This is a genomic window from Thiohalorhabdus sp. (assembly GCF_046545655.1).
In the GTDB taxonomy this organism is placed as follows: domain Bacteria; phylum Pseudomonadota; class Gammaproteobacteria; order Thiohalorhabdales; family Thiohalorhabdaceae; genus Thiohalorhabdus.
In genome coordinates, this window is sequence record NZ_JBKGZG010000017.1 from 1 (window position 1) to 14,584 (window position 14,584).

At 67.4% G+C, this 14,584-nt stretch carries 14 protein-coding genes; 10 read left to right on the forward strand and 4 right to left on the reverse strand.

Annotation, left to right across the window (positions count from 1 at the left end):
• The coding region (locus ACLFRB_RS05495; RefSeq protein ID WP_411068000.1) for a TIM barrel protein at positions 1–391 on the forward strand (391 nt) is incomplete at its 5' end.
• A 280-nt stretch (positions 392–671) separates the two neighbouring features.
• The gene (locus ACLFRB_RS05500) at positions 672–1,481 is read left to right on the forward strand and encodes a hypothetical protein (RefSeq protein ID WP_411068001.1); all 810 of its coding nucleotides are present in this window, start codon (positions 672–674) and stop codon (positions 1,479–1,481) included.
• Positions 1,482–1,595: 114 nt separating this feature from the next.
• Here the strand turns inward: ACLFRB_RS05500 and ACLFRB_RS05505 are convergent, their stop codons facing one another.
• Positions 1,596–2,261 (reverse strand): protein-L-isoaspartate(D-aspartate) O-methyltransferase, encoded by a 666-nt coding sequence (locus tag ACLFRB_RS05505; protein ID WP_411068002.1) that lies wholly within the window; start codon positions 2,259–2,261, stop codon positions 1,596–1,598.
• Positions 2,262–2,560: 299 nt separating this feature from the next.
• Here ACLFRB_RS05505 and ACLFRB_RS05510 point away from each other — a divergent pair, with 299 nt between their 5' ends.
• Complete coding sequence (locus ACLFRB_RS05510; protein ID WP_411068003.1) at positions 2,561–2,974, forward strand: globin; 414 nt, start codon at positions 2,561–2,563, stop codon at positions 2,972–2,974.
• A 182-nt stretch (positions 2,975–3,156) separates the two neighbouring features.
• On the opposite strand, the gene gatB is transcribed toward ACLFRB_RS05510, so the two are convergent.
• From gatB to gatC, 3 genes are all read right to left on the reverse strand, one after another.
• A complete protein-coding gene (gatB, locus tag ACLFRB_RS05515) occupies positions 3,157–4,602 on the reverse strand; it encodes an Asp-tRNA(Asn)/Glu-tRNA(Gln) amidotransferase subunit GatB (protein WP_411068004.1) in 1,446 nt (481 codons plus the stop codon).
• A gap of 199 nt (positions 4,603–4,801) precedes the next feature.
• On the reverse strand, positions 4,802–6,259 hold the full coding sequence (gene gatA, locus ACLFRB_RS05520) for an Asp-tRNA(Asn)/Glu-tRNA(Gln) amidotransferase subunit GatA (protein WP_411068005.1): 1,458 nt from the start codon (positions 6,257–6,259) through the stop codon (positions 4,802–4,804).
• Positions 6,260–6,340: 81 nt separating this feature from the next.
• Positions 6,341–6,628 (reverse strand): Asp-tRNA(Asn)/Glu-tRNA(Gln) amidotransferase subunit GatC, encoded by a 288-nt coding sequence (gatC, locus tag ACLFRB_RS05525; RefSeq protein ID WP_411068006.1) that lies wholly within the window; start codon positions 6,626–6,628, stop codon positions 6,341–6,343.
• A 342-nt stretch (positions 6,629–6,970) separates the two neighbouring features.
• On the opposite strand from gatC, the gene ACLFRB_RS05530 reads away from it, so the two are divergent.
• The 7 genes from ACLFRB_RS05530 (at position 6,971) to ACLFRB_RS05560 (ending at position 14,582) form a co-directional block, all read left to right on the forward strand.
• Entirely contained in the window at positions 6,971–8,017 is a 1,047-nt protein-coding gene (locus ACLFRB_RS05530; protein ID WP_411068007.1) for a rod shape-determining protein, read from the forward strand.
• A 39-nt stretch (positions 8,018–8,056) separates the two neighbouring features.
• Positions 8,057–8,932 carry a rod shape-determining protein MreC gene (mreC, locus tag ACLFRB_RS05535; RefSeq protein ID WP_411068008.1) on the forward strand — a complete coding sequence of 292 codons (876 nt, stop codon included), beginning with the start codon at positions 8,057–8,059 and terminating at the stop codon, positions 8,930–8,932.
• Positions 8,929–9,408, forward strand: a complete 480-nt coding sequence (gene mreD / locus ACLFRB_RS05540) for a rod shape-determining protein MreD (protein WP_411068009.1) — start codon at positions 8,929–8,931, stop codon at positions 9,406–9,408. Before mreC ends, mreD begins: the two co-directional genes overlap by 4 nt.
• 66 nt (positions 9,409–9,474) lie before the next feature.
• Complete coding sequence (gene mrdA, locus ACLFRB_RS05545) at positions 9,475–11,295, forward strand: penicillin-binding protein 2 (protein ID WP_411068010.1); 1,821 nt, start codon at positions 9,475–9,477, stop codon at positions 11,293–11,295.
• The gene (gene rodA / locus ACLFRB_RS05550; RefSeq protein WP_411068011.1) at positions 11,295–12,380 is read left to right on the forward strand and encodes a rod shape-determining protein RodA; all 1,086 of its coding nucleotides are present in this window, start codon (positions 11,295–11,297) and stop codon (positions 12,378–12,380) included. The genes mrdA and rodA overlap by 1 nt, the downstream gene beginning before the upstream one ends.
• A gap of 162 nt (positions 12,381–12,542) precedes the next feature.
• The gene (locus ACLFRB_RS05555; protein ID WP_411068012.1) at positions 12,543–13,277 is read left to right on the forward strand and encodes a septal ring lytic transglycosylase RlpA family protein; all 735 of its coding nucleotides are present in this window, start codon (positions 12,543–12,545) and stop codon (positions 13,275–13,277) included.
• 156 nt (positions 13,278–13,433) lie between these two features.
• Positions 13,434–14,582: a D-alanyl-D-alanine carboxypeptidase family protein gene (locus ACLFRB_RS05560; protein WP_411068013.1), complete on the forward strand. Its 1,149-nt coding sequence runs from the start codon at positions 13,434–13,436 to the stop codon at positions 14,580–14,582.
• Positions 14,583–14,584 lie beyond the last annotated feature (2 nt).

Consider the following 14,584-nt stretch of genomic DNA (forward strand, 5'->3'; position numbering starts at 1 on the left):
GCGCTTCGCCGTGTGCGTGGATACGGCCCACGCCTTCGCGGCCGGCTACGATCTGCGCAGCGCGGAGGGCTGGGAGACCACCTGGGCGGAGCTCGACCGGGAGGTGGGCCTGGAGCGGCTGGCGGCGATCCACGTCAACGACTCCGCGGTACCCTTCGATTCCCGAAAGGACCGCCACGCCAACCTGGGCCACGGGGAGATGGGAACCGAGCCGTTCCGCCGCCTTGTGACCGACCGCCGCACGTCCCGGGTGCCCCTGTTCCTGGAAACCCCTGGCGGGACCCCCGCCTGGGAGGAGGAGACCGCCTGGCTGCGCGTCGAGGCCGCCGACCCCCAAGGGACGGGGCCGCATTCCAATCTCCGGGACCGCGGGGGAGTCCCCGGTCGGTAAGGCAGAGTCTGTCCGCCACCTTTACGGGGCCGTTCCGGACCCCCCCACGGCGGGTAGCGTCGTCCCTCTGTCCCCGCCATCCGGCCCCGCGTCCGAAACGGCATCCGGACAGGGCCGTCACCCCCCAATACAGGTGCCGCTCCCGGCTTTCGGGATTCCTAATTTTTCCGTTCAAAAACAAACAAATAAATAAATGGCACGGGCCTTGCCTAGGGATGGGGGAACGCCCAGTAAGGGCTAGGTCTTCCTACCAACCATTACCTCTTTAAGGAGGGCTCCCATGGAAATCCCTGCCAAGCGACCCGCGAAGGGCGGCCTGTTCCTGGCGCTGCCCGGCCTGCTCCTGTTTTCCGGCAGCGCCCTGGCGGGCATCTACGGCGAGGAGGCGGATTTGACCGGCACCCGCGACACCTTCGACGTTGGCGGACTGGAGGCGTCTCACAGGTGGAGCAATTCCGACATACTCCTCAGTTGGGAAATCGCCCCGGACGGGGACAATTGGGACTACACCTACACCTGGACCATTCCCGAAGGCGCCCCTGACATCAGCCACTTCGACCTGGACGTGACCGACGACGCCTACGGCGACCCCGACGCCATCACCGACGCCAACACCGACACCGAGTGGGTGGACCTGTTGGCGGAGGATCCGGGCGGGTCGCCGGAGGACTACGAGAACCTGGGGGTTAAGTTCGACGCGGAACGGGCCGAGTACACCTTCACCTCCAACCGTTCCCCGGTTTGGGGCGATCTCTGCCTGAAGGATGGGGTCGGGGAGCCCGGACAGGGACCCGCCAACGATACCTGCGGGAATCTGACGGATATGGATGCGGACGACTTCCTCACCGCGGAGGAGTACGACGGCAATACGACCCTGCTCTGGAACACCGGGTACGGCAACCGGGACTCCGAGGAGGAGCTCCACTACATCGCCCGCCCCGACGCCATCAACGGCGGGAACGGGGGCAACGGAGGCAATGGCGGAAACGGGGATAACGGCAACGATATCCCCATCCCCGGAACCCTGGCCCTGCTGGCCGTGGGCACCCTGGGGGCCGGGCTTTCCTTCCGCCGGCGCAAGGAGGGCTGAATCTCACCCGGGTTCGCCGCCTGCCGTTCTGGTGCGGGAGCGTTCCTCCCCCCACACCCGCCTCACGGCCGGCGGCGAGGGCCCCCTTCCGAGGGGGCCTTTTCGCATTTCCGGCTAGTCCGTCGACGCCCGGGGCCGAACCAGGGGGACGAAGGCCACGGGGAGCACGGGCTCGCTGCGCACCGCCCCGTCGTCTCCCTTCGTCACCAGGAGCAGGTCCTGGCCCGCATCGGGGCCGTCCACCGGGATCACCATGCGGCCTCCGGCCGCCAGCTGGGCCACCAGGGCCTCGGGGATGGCGTCGGCGGCGGCGGTGACCAGGATGCCGTCGAAGGGAGCGGCCTCCGGCCAGCCCTGGCCGCCGTCGCCGAGGCGCACGGATACATTGTCGTAGCCCAGCCGCCGCAGCCGGGCCGCGGCCGCCTCCCCGAGGTCCGGCACCACCTCTACGGAGTATACCTGCGCCACCAGTTCGGCCAGGACCGCGGCCTGATAGCCGCAGCCCGTCCCCACCTCCAGAACCCGGTGCGCCGGCGCGGGGTCGAGCAGGTCGGTCATCAGGGCTACGATGTAGGGCTGGGAGATGGTCTGTCCGTGCCCGATTGGCAGGGGAACGTTGCCGTAGGCCTCCTCCCTCAGCTCGGGGGGCACGAACTCCTGGCGGGGAACCGCGGCCAGCGCCTCCCGCACCATGGGGCTCAGGCGGCGGCGTCCGGTATACCCCGCCGTGGCGCGGAACTCCTCCTCGATCTCCCGGAGCAGCCTTGCCTTTTCCTGCATGCCTGCCCTCCCCGGCCCCCGGGATTGGTGGCGGAACTTCCCTTCATATCCTTTGGACCGTACCGACCCGTCGCGATTCGGCAGGGAGGTCCCCAAGGAAGGCATCCGGACGTCCCCGGGACAGATATCGTGGATGGGGCCCGGAAAATTTCCAGGAGAAGCGCATAGCGGCGGACGCCGAAGGGAGGAAGGACAGCCGGATGGTCCAGAGCCCGACCGTCGCGAGAAAGCGGGGTTAAAGGTACAATACAGGGGAAACTACTTCACCCTATACTTCTGCCGTGGAGGAAATTTCCCCCATGCCCAGCGACACCACCGAGGCCGTGAAGAAGAGCCTGGGCCGCTGCCTGCATCACGGTGATGTCTTCGGTACCTTTTACCAGATCTTCCTGCAGCGGGATCCCCGCATCCCGGAGCTGTTCGCCAACACGGACATGGAAGAGCAGAAAAAGCTCCTGCGCAACGGCGTGAACAACGTCATCGCCTTCTACGACCAAAGCTTCACCGCCAAATCGGTCCTGGAGCGGATCCGCTACACCCACGGCCGGTCCCGCCTGAACATCCCCCCGGACCTCTACGGCCACTGGGTGGAGGCCATGATCCAGGCCGTCGGCCAGTTCGACCCGGACTTCGATCCCCTCCTGGAGCAGAGCTGGAGGAACGTGCTGAACAACGGCACCGAGTTCGTCATGGCCGGGTACCACGAGGACTGACGCGGCCCGACCGCGGATCCACCTGGTCCCTGGCAGTTCCGGGAAGAGCGCCCACAATTCCGGATGAGCGAAACAAGCCGCGAAGGCCCGAGGCGCCCGGGACGGCCCATTAATCAGGAAGCCCCCGGCCCAAGGCCGGGGGCTTCCTGTTTCATCCTGACGCTTGGGCTGGTGCCTGCCCCCTACCCCTTCCTGGCGTCCAGCTTCTCCTTGACGATCTGGTTCACCTGCTGGGGATTGGCACGGCCAGAGGTCTTCTTCATGACCTGACCGACGAAGAAGCCGAGCACCTTCTCCTTGCCGTCGAGGTACTGCTGCACCTGGCCCTCGTTCTCGCCGATGACCTCGTCCACCACGCCCTCGATGGCGGAGGTATCGGTAATCTGCTTGAGGCCCTCGCGCTCGACGATGGTGTCGGGGTCGGCACCCTCGGCGTACATGGGCTCGAAGACCTGCTTGGCGATCTTGCCCGAGATAGTCTCGTCCTCGATGCGCTGGACGAGGAGGCCGAGGTTCTCGGCGCTGATGGGCGATTCCGTGATGTCGCGGCCGTCCTTATTCAGGGCGCCGAGCAGCTCCACCATGGTCCAGTTGGCCGCCAGCTTGGCGTCGGCGCCGGTGGCCACCACCCGCTCGTAGTAGCCGGCCAGCTCGCGGCTGGTGGTGAGCACGGAGGCGTCGTAGTCCTTGAGGCCGAACTCGGTCATGAACCGCTCGCGCTTGGCGTCGGGCAGCTCGGGAAGGGAGCCCTGGGCCTCCTCCACCAGGCTCTCGGGGACGTCGAGCGGCAGCAGGTCCGGGCACGGGAAGTAGCGGTAGTCGTTGGCCTCTTCCTTGGTCCGCATGGATCGGGTCTCGCCCTTGTCGGCGTCCCACAGCCGGGTCTCCTGCGTGATGTGGCCGCCGTCCTCGAGCACCTCCTGCTGGCGGGCCATCTCGTAGGTGATGGCGCGCTCCACGTTGCGGAAGGAGTTGAGGTTCTTCAGCTCGGCGCGGGTGCCGAACTCCTCGCTGCCTTTGGGCCGAATGGAGACGTTGGCGTCGCAGCGGAAGGAGCCCTCCTGCATGTTGCCGTCGCAGATCTCCAGGTAGCGCACGATGGAGTGCAGCTTCTTGAGGTAGGCCACCGCCTCGGCCGGCGAGCGCATGTCCGGCTCGGAGACGATCTCGATGAGCGGCGTGCCGGTGCGGTTGAGGTCGATGGCGGTGACCCCCTCGCCGAAGCCCTCGTGCAGGGACTTGCCGGCGTCCTCCTCCATGTGGATGCGGGTGATGCCCACCACCTTGGGCTCGCCGTCCTCGGGCTCGGTACGCAGCCGGCCGTGCTCGATGAGCGGCAGCTCGTACTGGGAGGTCTGGTAGCCCTTGGGGAGGTCCGGATAGAAGTAGTTCTTGCGGGCGAACACGGAGCGCGGCCGCACCTCCGCCTCCACCGCCAGCCCCATCATCACCGCCATGCGCACCGCCTCGCGGTTGAGCACCGGCAGGGTGCCGGGCATGCCCAGGCACACGGGGCAGGTCTGGGTGTTGGCCTCCGCCCCGTACTCCGTGGAGCAGCCGCAGAACAGCTTGGACTGGGTGGAAAGCTGCGCGTGGACCTCGAGTCCGATGACCGGTTCGAATTCCATGGTTGGTGCCTGCTCCGATTTCGGGGCCAGTGCTCGGTCCCGAGATTCAGGGTTAAAGGGAGCCGGGTTCGCCGAGAGGCGGGGCAAGGCCTCCGGGCTCCAAGGGGTCCCTGGCCTGCGGCCATCCCTTCGGTCGCCCTACGGCCTTACCCCGCCTCCCGGCTTATTTCCCCATTACCCGGATTTCCGCAACAGGACGCTAGAAGCCCTCGGGGATCCGGGTGTGCCAGTCGGTGGCCTGCTGGTACTGGTGCGCCGCGTTCAGCAGCAGGTCCTCCCGGAAGAAGTTCGCCATCAGGTGCATGCCCACCGGCAGCCCGTCCTCGGAGAACCCGCAGGGGAAGGAGATCCCGGGCACCCCGGCCAGGTTGGCGGCGGTGGTGTAGAGGTCCGAGAGGTACATGGCGATGGGGTCGGTGGCCTTCTCGCCGATGCCGAAGGCGGCCGTGGGACTAGTGGGTCCGGCGATCAGGTCCACCTCCTCGAAGGCCTTGGCGAAGTCATCGCGAATGCGCGTGCGCACCTTCTGGGCCTTCAAGTAGTAGGCGTCGTAGTAGCCCGCCGACAGCACGAAGGTGCCCACCATGATGCGCCGCTGCACCTCGGCGCCGAAGCCCTCGGCGCGGGTGGACTCGTACATGTCCACCAGGTTCTCCGGCTCCGGCGTGCGGTGGGTGTAGCGCACGCCGTCGAAGCGGGCCAGGTTGGAGCTGGCCTCGGCGGCGGAGATCACCTGATAGGTGGGGATCGAGTACGGGTAGTGCGGGAGGTGGATCTCGCGGATCTCGGCGCCGAGCTCCCGGTACTGTTCCAGCGCCGCCTTCACCGCCCGCTCCACGTCGGGGGCCAGGCCCTCGGTGAAGAACTCCGCGGGCACCCCGATCACCTTGCCGGCCAAGCCCTGCTCCAGGGCACCCGCGTAGTCGTCCACCGGCTGGTCGACGCTGGTGGAGTCGCGCTCGTCGAAGCCGGCCATGGCCGCGAGCATGTGCGCGCAGTCCTCGGCGGTCACGGCCATGGGCCCGGGCTGGTCGAGGCTGGAGGCGAAGGCCACCAGGCCGTAGCGGCTGCAGCGGCCGTAGGTGGGCTTCAGGCCGGTGACGCCGCACAGCGACGCCGGCTGGCGGATGGAGCCGCCGGTGTCGGTGCCGGTGGCGCCGGCGCACAGCCGCGCTGCCACCGCCGCCCCGGAGCCGCCGGAGGAGCCGCCGGGCACCGTCTCCGTGTTCCAGGGGTTGCGCACCGGGCCGAAGTGGCTGGTCTCGTTGGACGAGCCCATGGCGAACTCGTCCAGGTTGGTCTTGCCCACCACCACAGCGCCGGCCGCGGCGAGGCGCTCCACCACCGTGGCGTCGAAGGGCGACCGGTAGTCCTCCAGCATCTTGGAGGCGCAGGTGGTGCGGCCCTCGACGGTGGCCAGCAGGTCCTTGTGGGCAACGGGCACCCCTTCCAGGGGCCGCGCCTCGCCCCGCGCGATGCGCGCATCAGCTGCATCGGCGGCCGCCAGGGCGGCCTCCCGGAAGGACTGCGTGAAGCTGTTCAGGCGGGGATCCAGCTCCTCGATGCGATCGAGATAGGCCTGGGTGACCTCGCGGCTGGAGAATTCCTTGTCCCGCAGGCCTTGCCGGATCCGGCTCAGGGTCAGTTCGCGAACCACGACAACCCCTTATTCGGTGATTGTTCGGCGGGCGGACCGCGCCCCGGGCGGGCGCGGCGTGCGGCGGGAAGCGGGGACGGGCTATTCCACCGAGCGGGGCACCCGGTAGTAGCCCTCCACCACATCGGGGGCGCTCTTCTGCAGCTCCTCCCGGCTCCATTCGCTGGTGACCGCGTCCGCCCGCAGGGGCTGGGAAAGATCCAGCGGGTGGGCGAGCGGCGCCACCTCCGCGGTGTCCACCTGCTCGATCTGATCGATCAGGTCCAGGACCCGCGAGAGGTCCTCGGCCACGTCCGCCGCCTGCCCGGGCTCCAGGCGCAGACGGGCGAGATGGGCGACTTGTTCGGCGGTATCCCGATCCAGAGCCATCGGCGCGCCTCCTGCATTGAAAGGAGCGAAGCTACCACACGCCCCACCGGGCCTCAAGTTGGGGGAGGTGCTCCACAAAAGCGGTTTTATCCCGTACAGTCCCCAATCGCCACAAGGGAAAGGGGGGGATGGCGGAGGCAGCCGCCGCCCCGTTTGGAACCAGTCCCGCGCCTCGAAGGGGGGGCGCAAGGGTGGTAGCATGAGCGCGCATCCGGGCGCCGGGATTTCCAAATTGCCGATGTCCCCGGCCCCTGCTACCCTACGGCACCACGTGAGTCAGTATTAACTTATGCTACCGACCGGTTGCCGCCAGCGCGGGACCGAACGGAGGATGGAACGCGGATGATTGTCGATCGCCTCATGGGGGCCTTCTCCAGCGACCTCGCCGTGGACTTGGGCACGGCCAACACCCTCATCTTTGTCCGCGGCAAGGGCATCGCCCTTTCCGAGCCTTCCGTGGTTGCCATACGGGAAGGCGAGCGCGGCATGAAACGCATCCAGGCCGTGGGCAACGAGGCCAAGGAGATGCTCGGCCGCACCCCGGGCAGCATTACCGCCATCCGGCCCATGCGGGACGGCGTCATCGCCGACTTCCAGGTCACCGAGGCGATGCTCAAGCACTTCATCCGCAAGGCCCACAGCAACCGCATCATGCGGCCGAGCCCGCGCATCATCGTCTCCGTGCCCTACGGGTCCACCCCCGTGGAGCGGCGCGCCATCCGGGAATCCGCCGAGAGCGCGGGGGCCCGCCAGGTGTTCCTCATCGAGGAGCCCATGGCCGCCGCCATCGGCGCCGGCCTGCCCATCGGCGAGGCGCGGGGCTCCATGGTGGTGGACATCGGCGGCGGCACCACCGAGGTGGCCATCATTTCCCTCGGCGGCATCGTCTACTCGCAGAGCGTGCGCATGGGCGGGGACAAGATGGACGACGCCATCGTCGGCTACATCCGCCGCAAGTACAACGTCATTATCGGCGAAAGCACCGCCGAGCGCATCAAGATCGAGATCGGCAGCGCCTCCCGGGTGGCCGAGGCCGACAACAAGGAGATGAGCGTCAAGGGGCGCGACCTGGCGCGCGGCATCCCCACCACCCTGAACCTCACCACCAACGAGATCCTCGAGGCCCTCGAGGAGCCCCTCAACACCATCGTCGAGGGGGTTAAGGTGGCCCTGGAGCAGGCCCCGCCCGAGCTGGCCGGCGACATCGCCGAGCGGGGCCTGGTCCTTACCGGCGGCGGGGCGCTGATCCACTCCATGGACAAACGGCTCATGGATGAGTCCGATCTGCCGGTGGTGGTGGCCGAGAACCCTCTAAACTGCGTGGCCCTCGGCGGCGGACGCGCCCTGGAGGAGATCGACACCTTCCGCGACGTCTTCGCCCGCGAATAGCGCTCCCGGCCCTTCGGGAACCGGCAACACAGGTCGCCGATGGGATTCCATGCCTCCACCCGCCAATCCAGGCCCGGCGTGGCCGCCATCGTGCTGGCGGCCCTGGCGGTCCTGCTCATGGGCGCGGACAGCCGGCTGGACTGGACCGAAGGCATTCGCAGCGCCCTGCTTTCGGCTCTATACCCCGTGCAGCGATTGGTGAGCGCCCCCGTCCTTCTCACCCAGGTAGTGACCGAGGAGGTGGAGAGCCACATCCAGGTTCACCGCAAGAACGAAGTTCTGCGGGAGCGACTTGAGAATCTGGAGGTGGAGAACCAGGAGCTGGAGGCGCTGCGTCGCGAGAACGACCGTCTCCGCCAGCTCCTCAACGAAGCCCAGCGCTTGAAGCGTTCGGTGAGTGCGGCGCAGATCATCGCCGAGAGCCCGGACCCCTTCCATCACACGGTGACCGTCAGCCGCGGAGAGCGCCATGGGGTCCATCCCGGACAGCCCGTTCTGAGCCCGCGAGGGGTGGTGGGGCAGGTTCGCAGCCGCTCTCCCCTCAGCGCGCAGGTCATCCTCCTTACTGATCCCAACAGCGCCATCCCCGTCCTGGTGCAGGACTCGCGTGTCCGTGGCATCCTCGCGGGCACGGGAAGCAAGGACAAGCTGGAGCTGCGCTATGTCCCTTCCAGCGCCCGGGTGGAGGCCGGGGACATTCTGGTAACCTCTGGGCTCGGGGAAGTTTTCCCCAAGGGGATCAAGGCAGCCCGGGTCCAGGAGGTGGTCCGGGACCCCCATTCCCCCTTCGCCGAGATCACAGCACGCCCCACCGTCCCCGTTTCCCGGCTGGAGGATGTGCTGCTGCTCGATCTGGATACCCAGAAACCGGCGGGACAGGAACGGACGAAGAGCCAGGACAAGGAGGCGTCTTGAACCTAAAGGGACATCTGGTTGTCGCCTTGAGCATCGCGGTGGCCCTGGGTCTCGGGGGGCTGCCGCTGGCGCCTTCCATCGCCTACCTCTGGCCCGACTGGGTGCTGCTGACCATCTCCTACTGGGGCCTGGCCGCCCCACACCGCTACGGGCTGGGGGTCGCGTTCGCCGCCGGACTGCTGCAGGACGTCTCCTCGGCCACCCTGCTCGGGCTCCACGCGCTGACCTACGTGCTGGCCATGTACCTGATCATCGAGAACCACCTCCGTCTTCGTCTCCTCCACCTCTGGGGGCAGACGCTGGTTCTCTTCTTCCTGGCCCTGGTCAGCATACTCTTTCAGGTCTGGGTGGAAGGGCCGATGGAAGACCTCGCCCCCAACCTCTGGGCGGTGGTCCCGGCCGTGACCACCGCCCTGTTCTGGTCGCCGGTGTTCCTGCTCCTGCGCAGCCTCCGGCAGCGCTTCGCCATCGCCTGACCTGCCATGGGCCTCCCCTCTCCCCTCGGACGCCGCGGTTCGGTTTCCGCCCCGCTCTCCTCCCGGATGCGGCAGTTCTCTCATTTCGAGAGCCGCACCCGGCTGGTGGGCCTGGTATTGCTAGGCCTCGGCCTCCTGCTCATGGGACGCCTGTTCTACCTGCAGATCGAGCAGTTCTTCCACTACCAGACCCTTGCGGACGAAAACCGCGTCACCGTGCGCCCGGTCCCTCCTCCCCGCGGGCTGATTTACGACCGGCGCGGGCGGCTCCTGGTGGAGAACCAGCCGGCCTTCGCCCTGGAGCTGTACCCCGAGAATGTGGACGACCCCTCCCGGGTCCTCGACCGGCTGGTTGAGGTGCTGCCCGAGGCGTCCGCCCTCCGGGACCAAATGGAGAAGCGGCTCGCCGAGAGCCCCCGCTTTCAGCCCGCAGTCCTGCTGGAAAAGCTGACCACCGAGCAGGTCTCCAAGTTCGCCGCTCAGCAGCACCGCTTCCCCAGCATCCAGATCCGGGCGCGCTCCCAGCGCAACTACCTGAAGGGTTCGCAGACCGCACATGTTCTCGGCTACCTCGGTAGCCCACACCGGCGGGACTTCCAGAAATTCGACCCGGACCTGTATCCCCCCGGGTCCCGGCTGGGAAAGATGGGACTGGAACGGGAGTACGAGGAGATCCTGCACGGTGCCCCAGGCCTGCGGGAGGTGGAGACCGACGCCTTCGGCCGCGTGGTTCGGGAGATCTCCACCGAGCCCCCGGAGCCCGGCAGAAACCTGATCCTGACCATGGACCAGGACCTGCAAGCGGCCGTCCACGAGGCCCTGGCCCCGTACCAGGAGGCCTCCGCAGTAGCCCTGGACCCGGAAACGGGGGGCATTCTGGCAATGGCCAGCCGCCCCACCTTCAATCCCAACGAGTTCATCGGGGGCTTCACTTCCGGGACCTGGGAAAAGCTCCAGCAGGACCCGGACGAGCCCCTGGTGAACCGCACCATCCGGGGGCTCTATCCACCGGCCTCCACCATCAAACCGGTCCTCGCCCTGGCAGGCCTCCGGGAGGAGGCGGTGGATCCTTCCACGGAATTGACCTGCAACGGGACTTTCAATACCGGCCAGGATGACCACACCTTTCATTGCTGGAAAACCCGCGGCCACGGCCCCATGACCTTGGACCAGGCGGTGGCGGAATCCTGCGACGTCTACTTCTACAAGCTGGCCGACCGGCTGGAAATCGGTCCCATCCACGAGGCCCTGGATGCCTTCGGCCTGGGTGCTCCGACGGGAGTGGACCTTCCGGGAGAACGCCGGGGAACCAACCCCGACCCCGAGTGGAAGCGGCGTACTCAGGGGGGCTTATGGTACCCCGGCGAAACCATCATGACCTCCATCGGGCAGGGCTACATGCAAGCCACCCCACTGCAGCTCGGCCGTCTTACCGCAGCCCTCGCCAACGGCGGGAAACGGGTCACGCCGCACCTCGTCCACGGAACCCAGGATCCGGTCACCAAGGAAGTGGACTACCGCGAGCCGGAGCAAACCCCCATCGACCTGGTGGACGAGGAATCCCTCCAGGTGGTTCGGGACTCCATGCGCCAAGTGGTGGCCTCCGACAGCGGCACGGCCCACTCCATCGCCGGGGGCTGGATCCCGGTGGCCGGCAAGACGGGGACGGCCCAGGTGGTCCGCATCGACCGGGACAGGGAGGAGCAGCTTGACCCCGAGGAAAAGGCGCGCAAGCTCCGCGACCACGCCCTGTTCCTCGCCTTCGCCCCCGTGGAGGATCCGCAGATCGCCGTGGCGGTGGTGGTGGAGCACGGCATTAGTGGCGGTCAATCGGCCGCCCAGGTGGCCCGGCACATCATCGATAGCTACTTCGAGGTGGACTCCTGATGGCCCTCCTCAGCGCGGACAGCCCTTGGCGCCGGTTCGACTGGCCCTTCTTCCTGCCCATCCTGGGCCTGGCCATCATCAGCCTCGTCGTCCTTTACAGCGCCGGCGAACAGGATGCGGGACTGGTTCTGGGACAGGCGGCCCGCATGTCCATTGCCTTGGGTGCCTTTTTCCTGGCCGCCGCCGTTCCCCCACGCCTGTATGCCCTACTGGCGCCCTACCTGTACGCTGGGACGCTCCTGCTTCTGGTTCTGGTGCCCTTCATCGGAAGTTCCGGTATGGGCGCCCAGCGCTGGATCGAGCTTGGGCCAATCACGATTCAGCCCTCGGAGATCATCAAGCTGGTCCTGCCCATGGCCCTGGCGGCCTTCCTGAGCCACCAGGAATATCCCCCCAAACCGACTGTTCTGGCCACCTGCTTGGCCATGATCCTGCTTCCCACCGGCCTGGTCATGATGCAGCCCGACCTCGGCACCGCCGTACTCATCGGGGCCTCGGGTCTGGTCATCCTGTTCCTCTCCGGCGCGCATTGGGGATATTTCGCGGGTCTTGGGGGCCTGGTCCTGGCGGCCCTGCCTTCCGCCTGGTACATGCTCCACGACTACCAGCGCCAGCGGGTCCTCGGCTTCCTGAACCCGGAAGCCGACCCCCACGGCACGGGGTACCACATCATCCAGAGCAAGATCGCCATCGGCTCCGGCGGCATGACCGGCAAGGGGTGGCTCAACGGCACCCAGGCCCAGCTGGACTTCCTGCCCGAGCGGCACACCGATTTCATCTTCGCCGTGATGTCCGAGGAATTCGGCCTGATCGGGGGGGTGGCCCTGCTAAGCCTGTACCTGCTTCTCACCATGCGGGGCCTGGTGATCGCCTTCCGCAGCCGGGACATCTACAGCCGGCTGGTGGCCAGCGGCCTCTCCACCATCTTTTTCTTTTACGTGGTCATCAACATAAGCATGACCACGGGGCTCTTGCCGGTTGTCGGGGTTCCGCTGCCCCTGGTGAGCTATGGGGGCTCCTCCCTCCTGGCCCTGATGGGCGGCCTGGGTCTGGTGATGGGCATCAGCATGCGTCGGGGACGGTGAAGGGGGACACGGGCCGTGGTAATATCCATGTCATCCGGCGCCTGTCGCCGCATGTCCATTCGTCAGCCCAGGATCCTGCGCGACCCGACCATGGCCTTCCTGCCATCGCCTTGCATCCAAGTCTCCGGACTCCCTGGGGGCCGTGGCCGTTCGGGGCTCCCCTTGCTGGGGGCCCTCCTGGCCTTCCTGGCGGCCGGTTGCGCCACCCATCACGGGGAGGGGCGGGAGGGAAAAGCCTCCGCGTCCGGAGGGGACAAAACCAGCCCCTACGAGGTGGACGGCGACTGGTACCGGCCCCTCGGGAGTGCTCAGGGATACCAGGAGGAAGGCCTTGCTTCCTGGTACGGCGACCAGTTCCATGGCCGCCCCACCGCCAACGGGGAGGAGTTCGACATGCACCTGCCCACAGCGGCGCACCGGACCCTTCCCCTACCCACCATGGTCCGCGTCACCAACCTGGAGAACGGCCGCTCCACCCAGGTGCGGGTAAACGACCGCGGGCCCTTCGTGGACACCCCGGACCGGATCATTGACCTGTCCTATGCCGCAGCCAAGCGCCTGGGCATGGACAAGCAAGGGGTGGCGCAGGTGCGGGTGGAGGCCATCGGCGAGTCGGGGGAGAAAGGGCCGGAAAGCGCCCGGAACGAGTTGAAAGACGGCGGAAACCGGGTCTACCTGCAGGTGGGGGCCTTCCAGGAGGAGGGCAACGCCAAACGGCTGAAGCAACGCCTCCGGGACCTTGACCTCGACGCGGTGGAGATCGCCAGTTCCCAGCGAGACGGCTCCCCCATGTTCCAGGTCCGGATCGGGCCCCTGCCCGGGGTGGGCCAGGCCGACGACCTGGCCCAGCGACTCCACCGGAAGGGTCTGCCTACGGGCCACCTGGTCCGGGACTAGCCCCGCCTCAAGCCGCCCACCGCTCGACCGGCGCCATCCCGAGGTGCGAAATGGCGGGCCCCTCGCCCCGAGCCGACCCAGTTCGATCCAAAAGAAAGCGCATTTCCGCGTCGGGGCTCCGGCCGTGGAACAACAAACCGACGGAATCGACGTGCCATGATCCATCTCCGAAACCGCATCCGGTGGCTGCTGCCCGTCCTTCTGCTCCTCGCCCTGCCCGCCACGGGGGACGAGGTTCCCGAACCGCCGGAGGTGGAAGGCCACTCCGCCATCCTGATGGACGTCCACTCCGGACGGGTCCTGGCCAGCCAAGGGAAGTCCGAGGCCTGGCCCCCGGCCAGTTTGGCCAAGCTTATGACCCTCTATACCGCCTTCTCCGCCCTGGAGGAGGGACTCATCGCCCCCGACGACAAAGTCCGGGTGAGCGAGGAGGCCTGGAGCACCAAGGGGTCGCGCATGTTCCTGGAGGCGGGAAACGAGGTTCCCCTGAAGCGGATCCTGAAGGGCATCGCGGTGAAGAGCGGAAACGACGCTTCCGTCGCCCTGGCCGAGCACGTGGCGGGCTCCGAACGGGCCTTCGTGGAGCTCATGAACGAGCACGCCCGGGAGCTGGGGCTGGAGGACACCCGCTTTGCCAACGCCACCGGCCTGCCCGCCAAGGGGATGAAGACCACCGCCCGTGATATGGCCCACCTGGCGGCGGCCCTGATCCGGGATTTCCCGGACCGCTACTCCATGTTCTCCGTCCGCAAGATGACCCACAACGACGTCACGCAGTACAATCGCAACCGCCTCCTTTGGTGGGACGAGACGGTCGACGGTCTAAAGACCGGCCATACCGAGGCGGCGGGATACGCCTTGGTGGCCTCGGCGAAGCGGGAGGGAATGCGCCTGATCTCGGTGGTGATGGGCACTGACAGCGAGCGAGAGCGGGCCAAGGAATCGCAGGAGCTGCTGGACTACGGCTTCCAGCACTTCCGCACCTTCAAGCTATACGAGGCGGGGGAGCCCCTGCACGATGTCCGGGTCTGGAAGGGCGACCGGGATCACGTGGAAGTTGCCTTGCCGCAGGACCTCTACGTCACCCTGCCCCAGGACCAGCGCGACCGGCTGGAGGTGACCCTCGATTTCACCACACCCCTGACGGCCCCCGTAACGCAGGGGTCGGATGTGGGCCGCCTAACCGCCACGCTGGAAGACCGTACACTGGCCACCGCGCCCCTGACCACCCTGGAGGAGGTTCCCCCTGGGAGCTTCTTCCGGCGTGCCCTCGACAGCTTCCGGGCCTGGTTCACGACGGAGTAGCG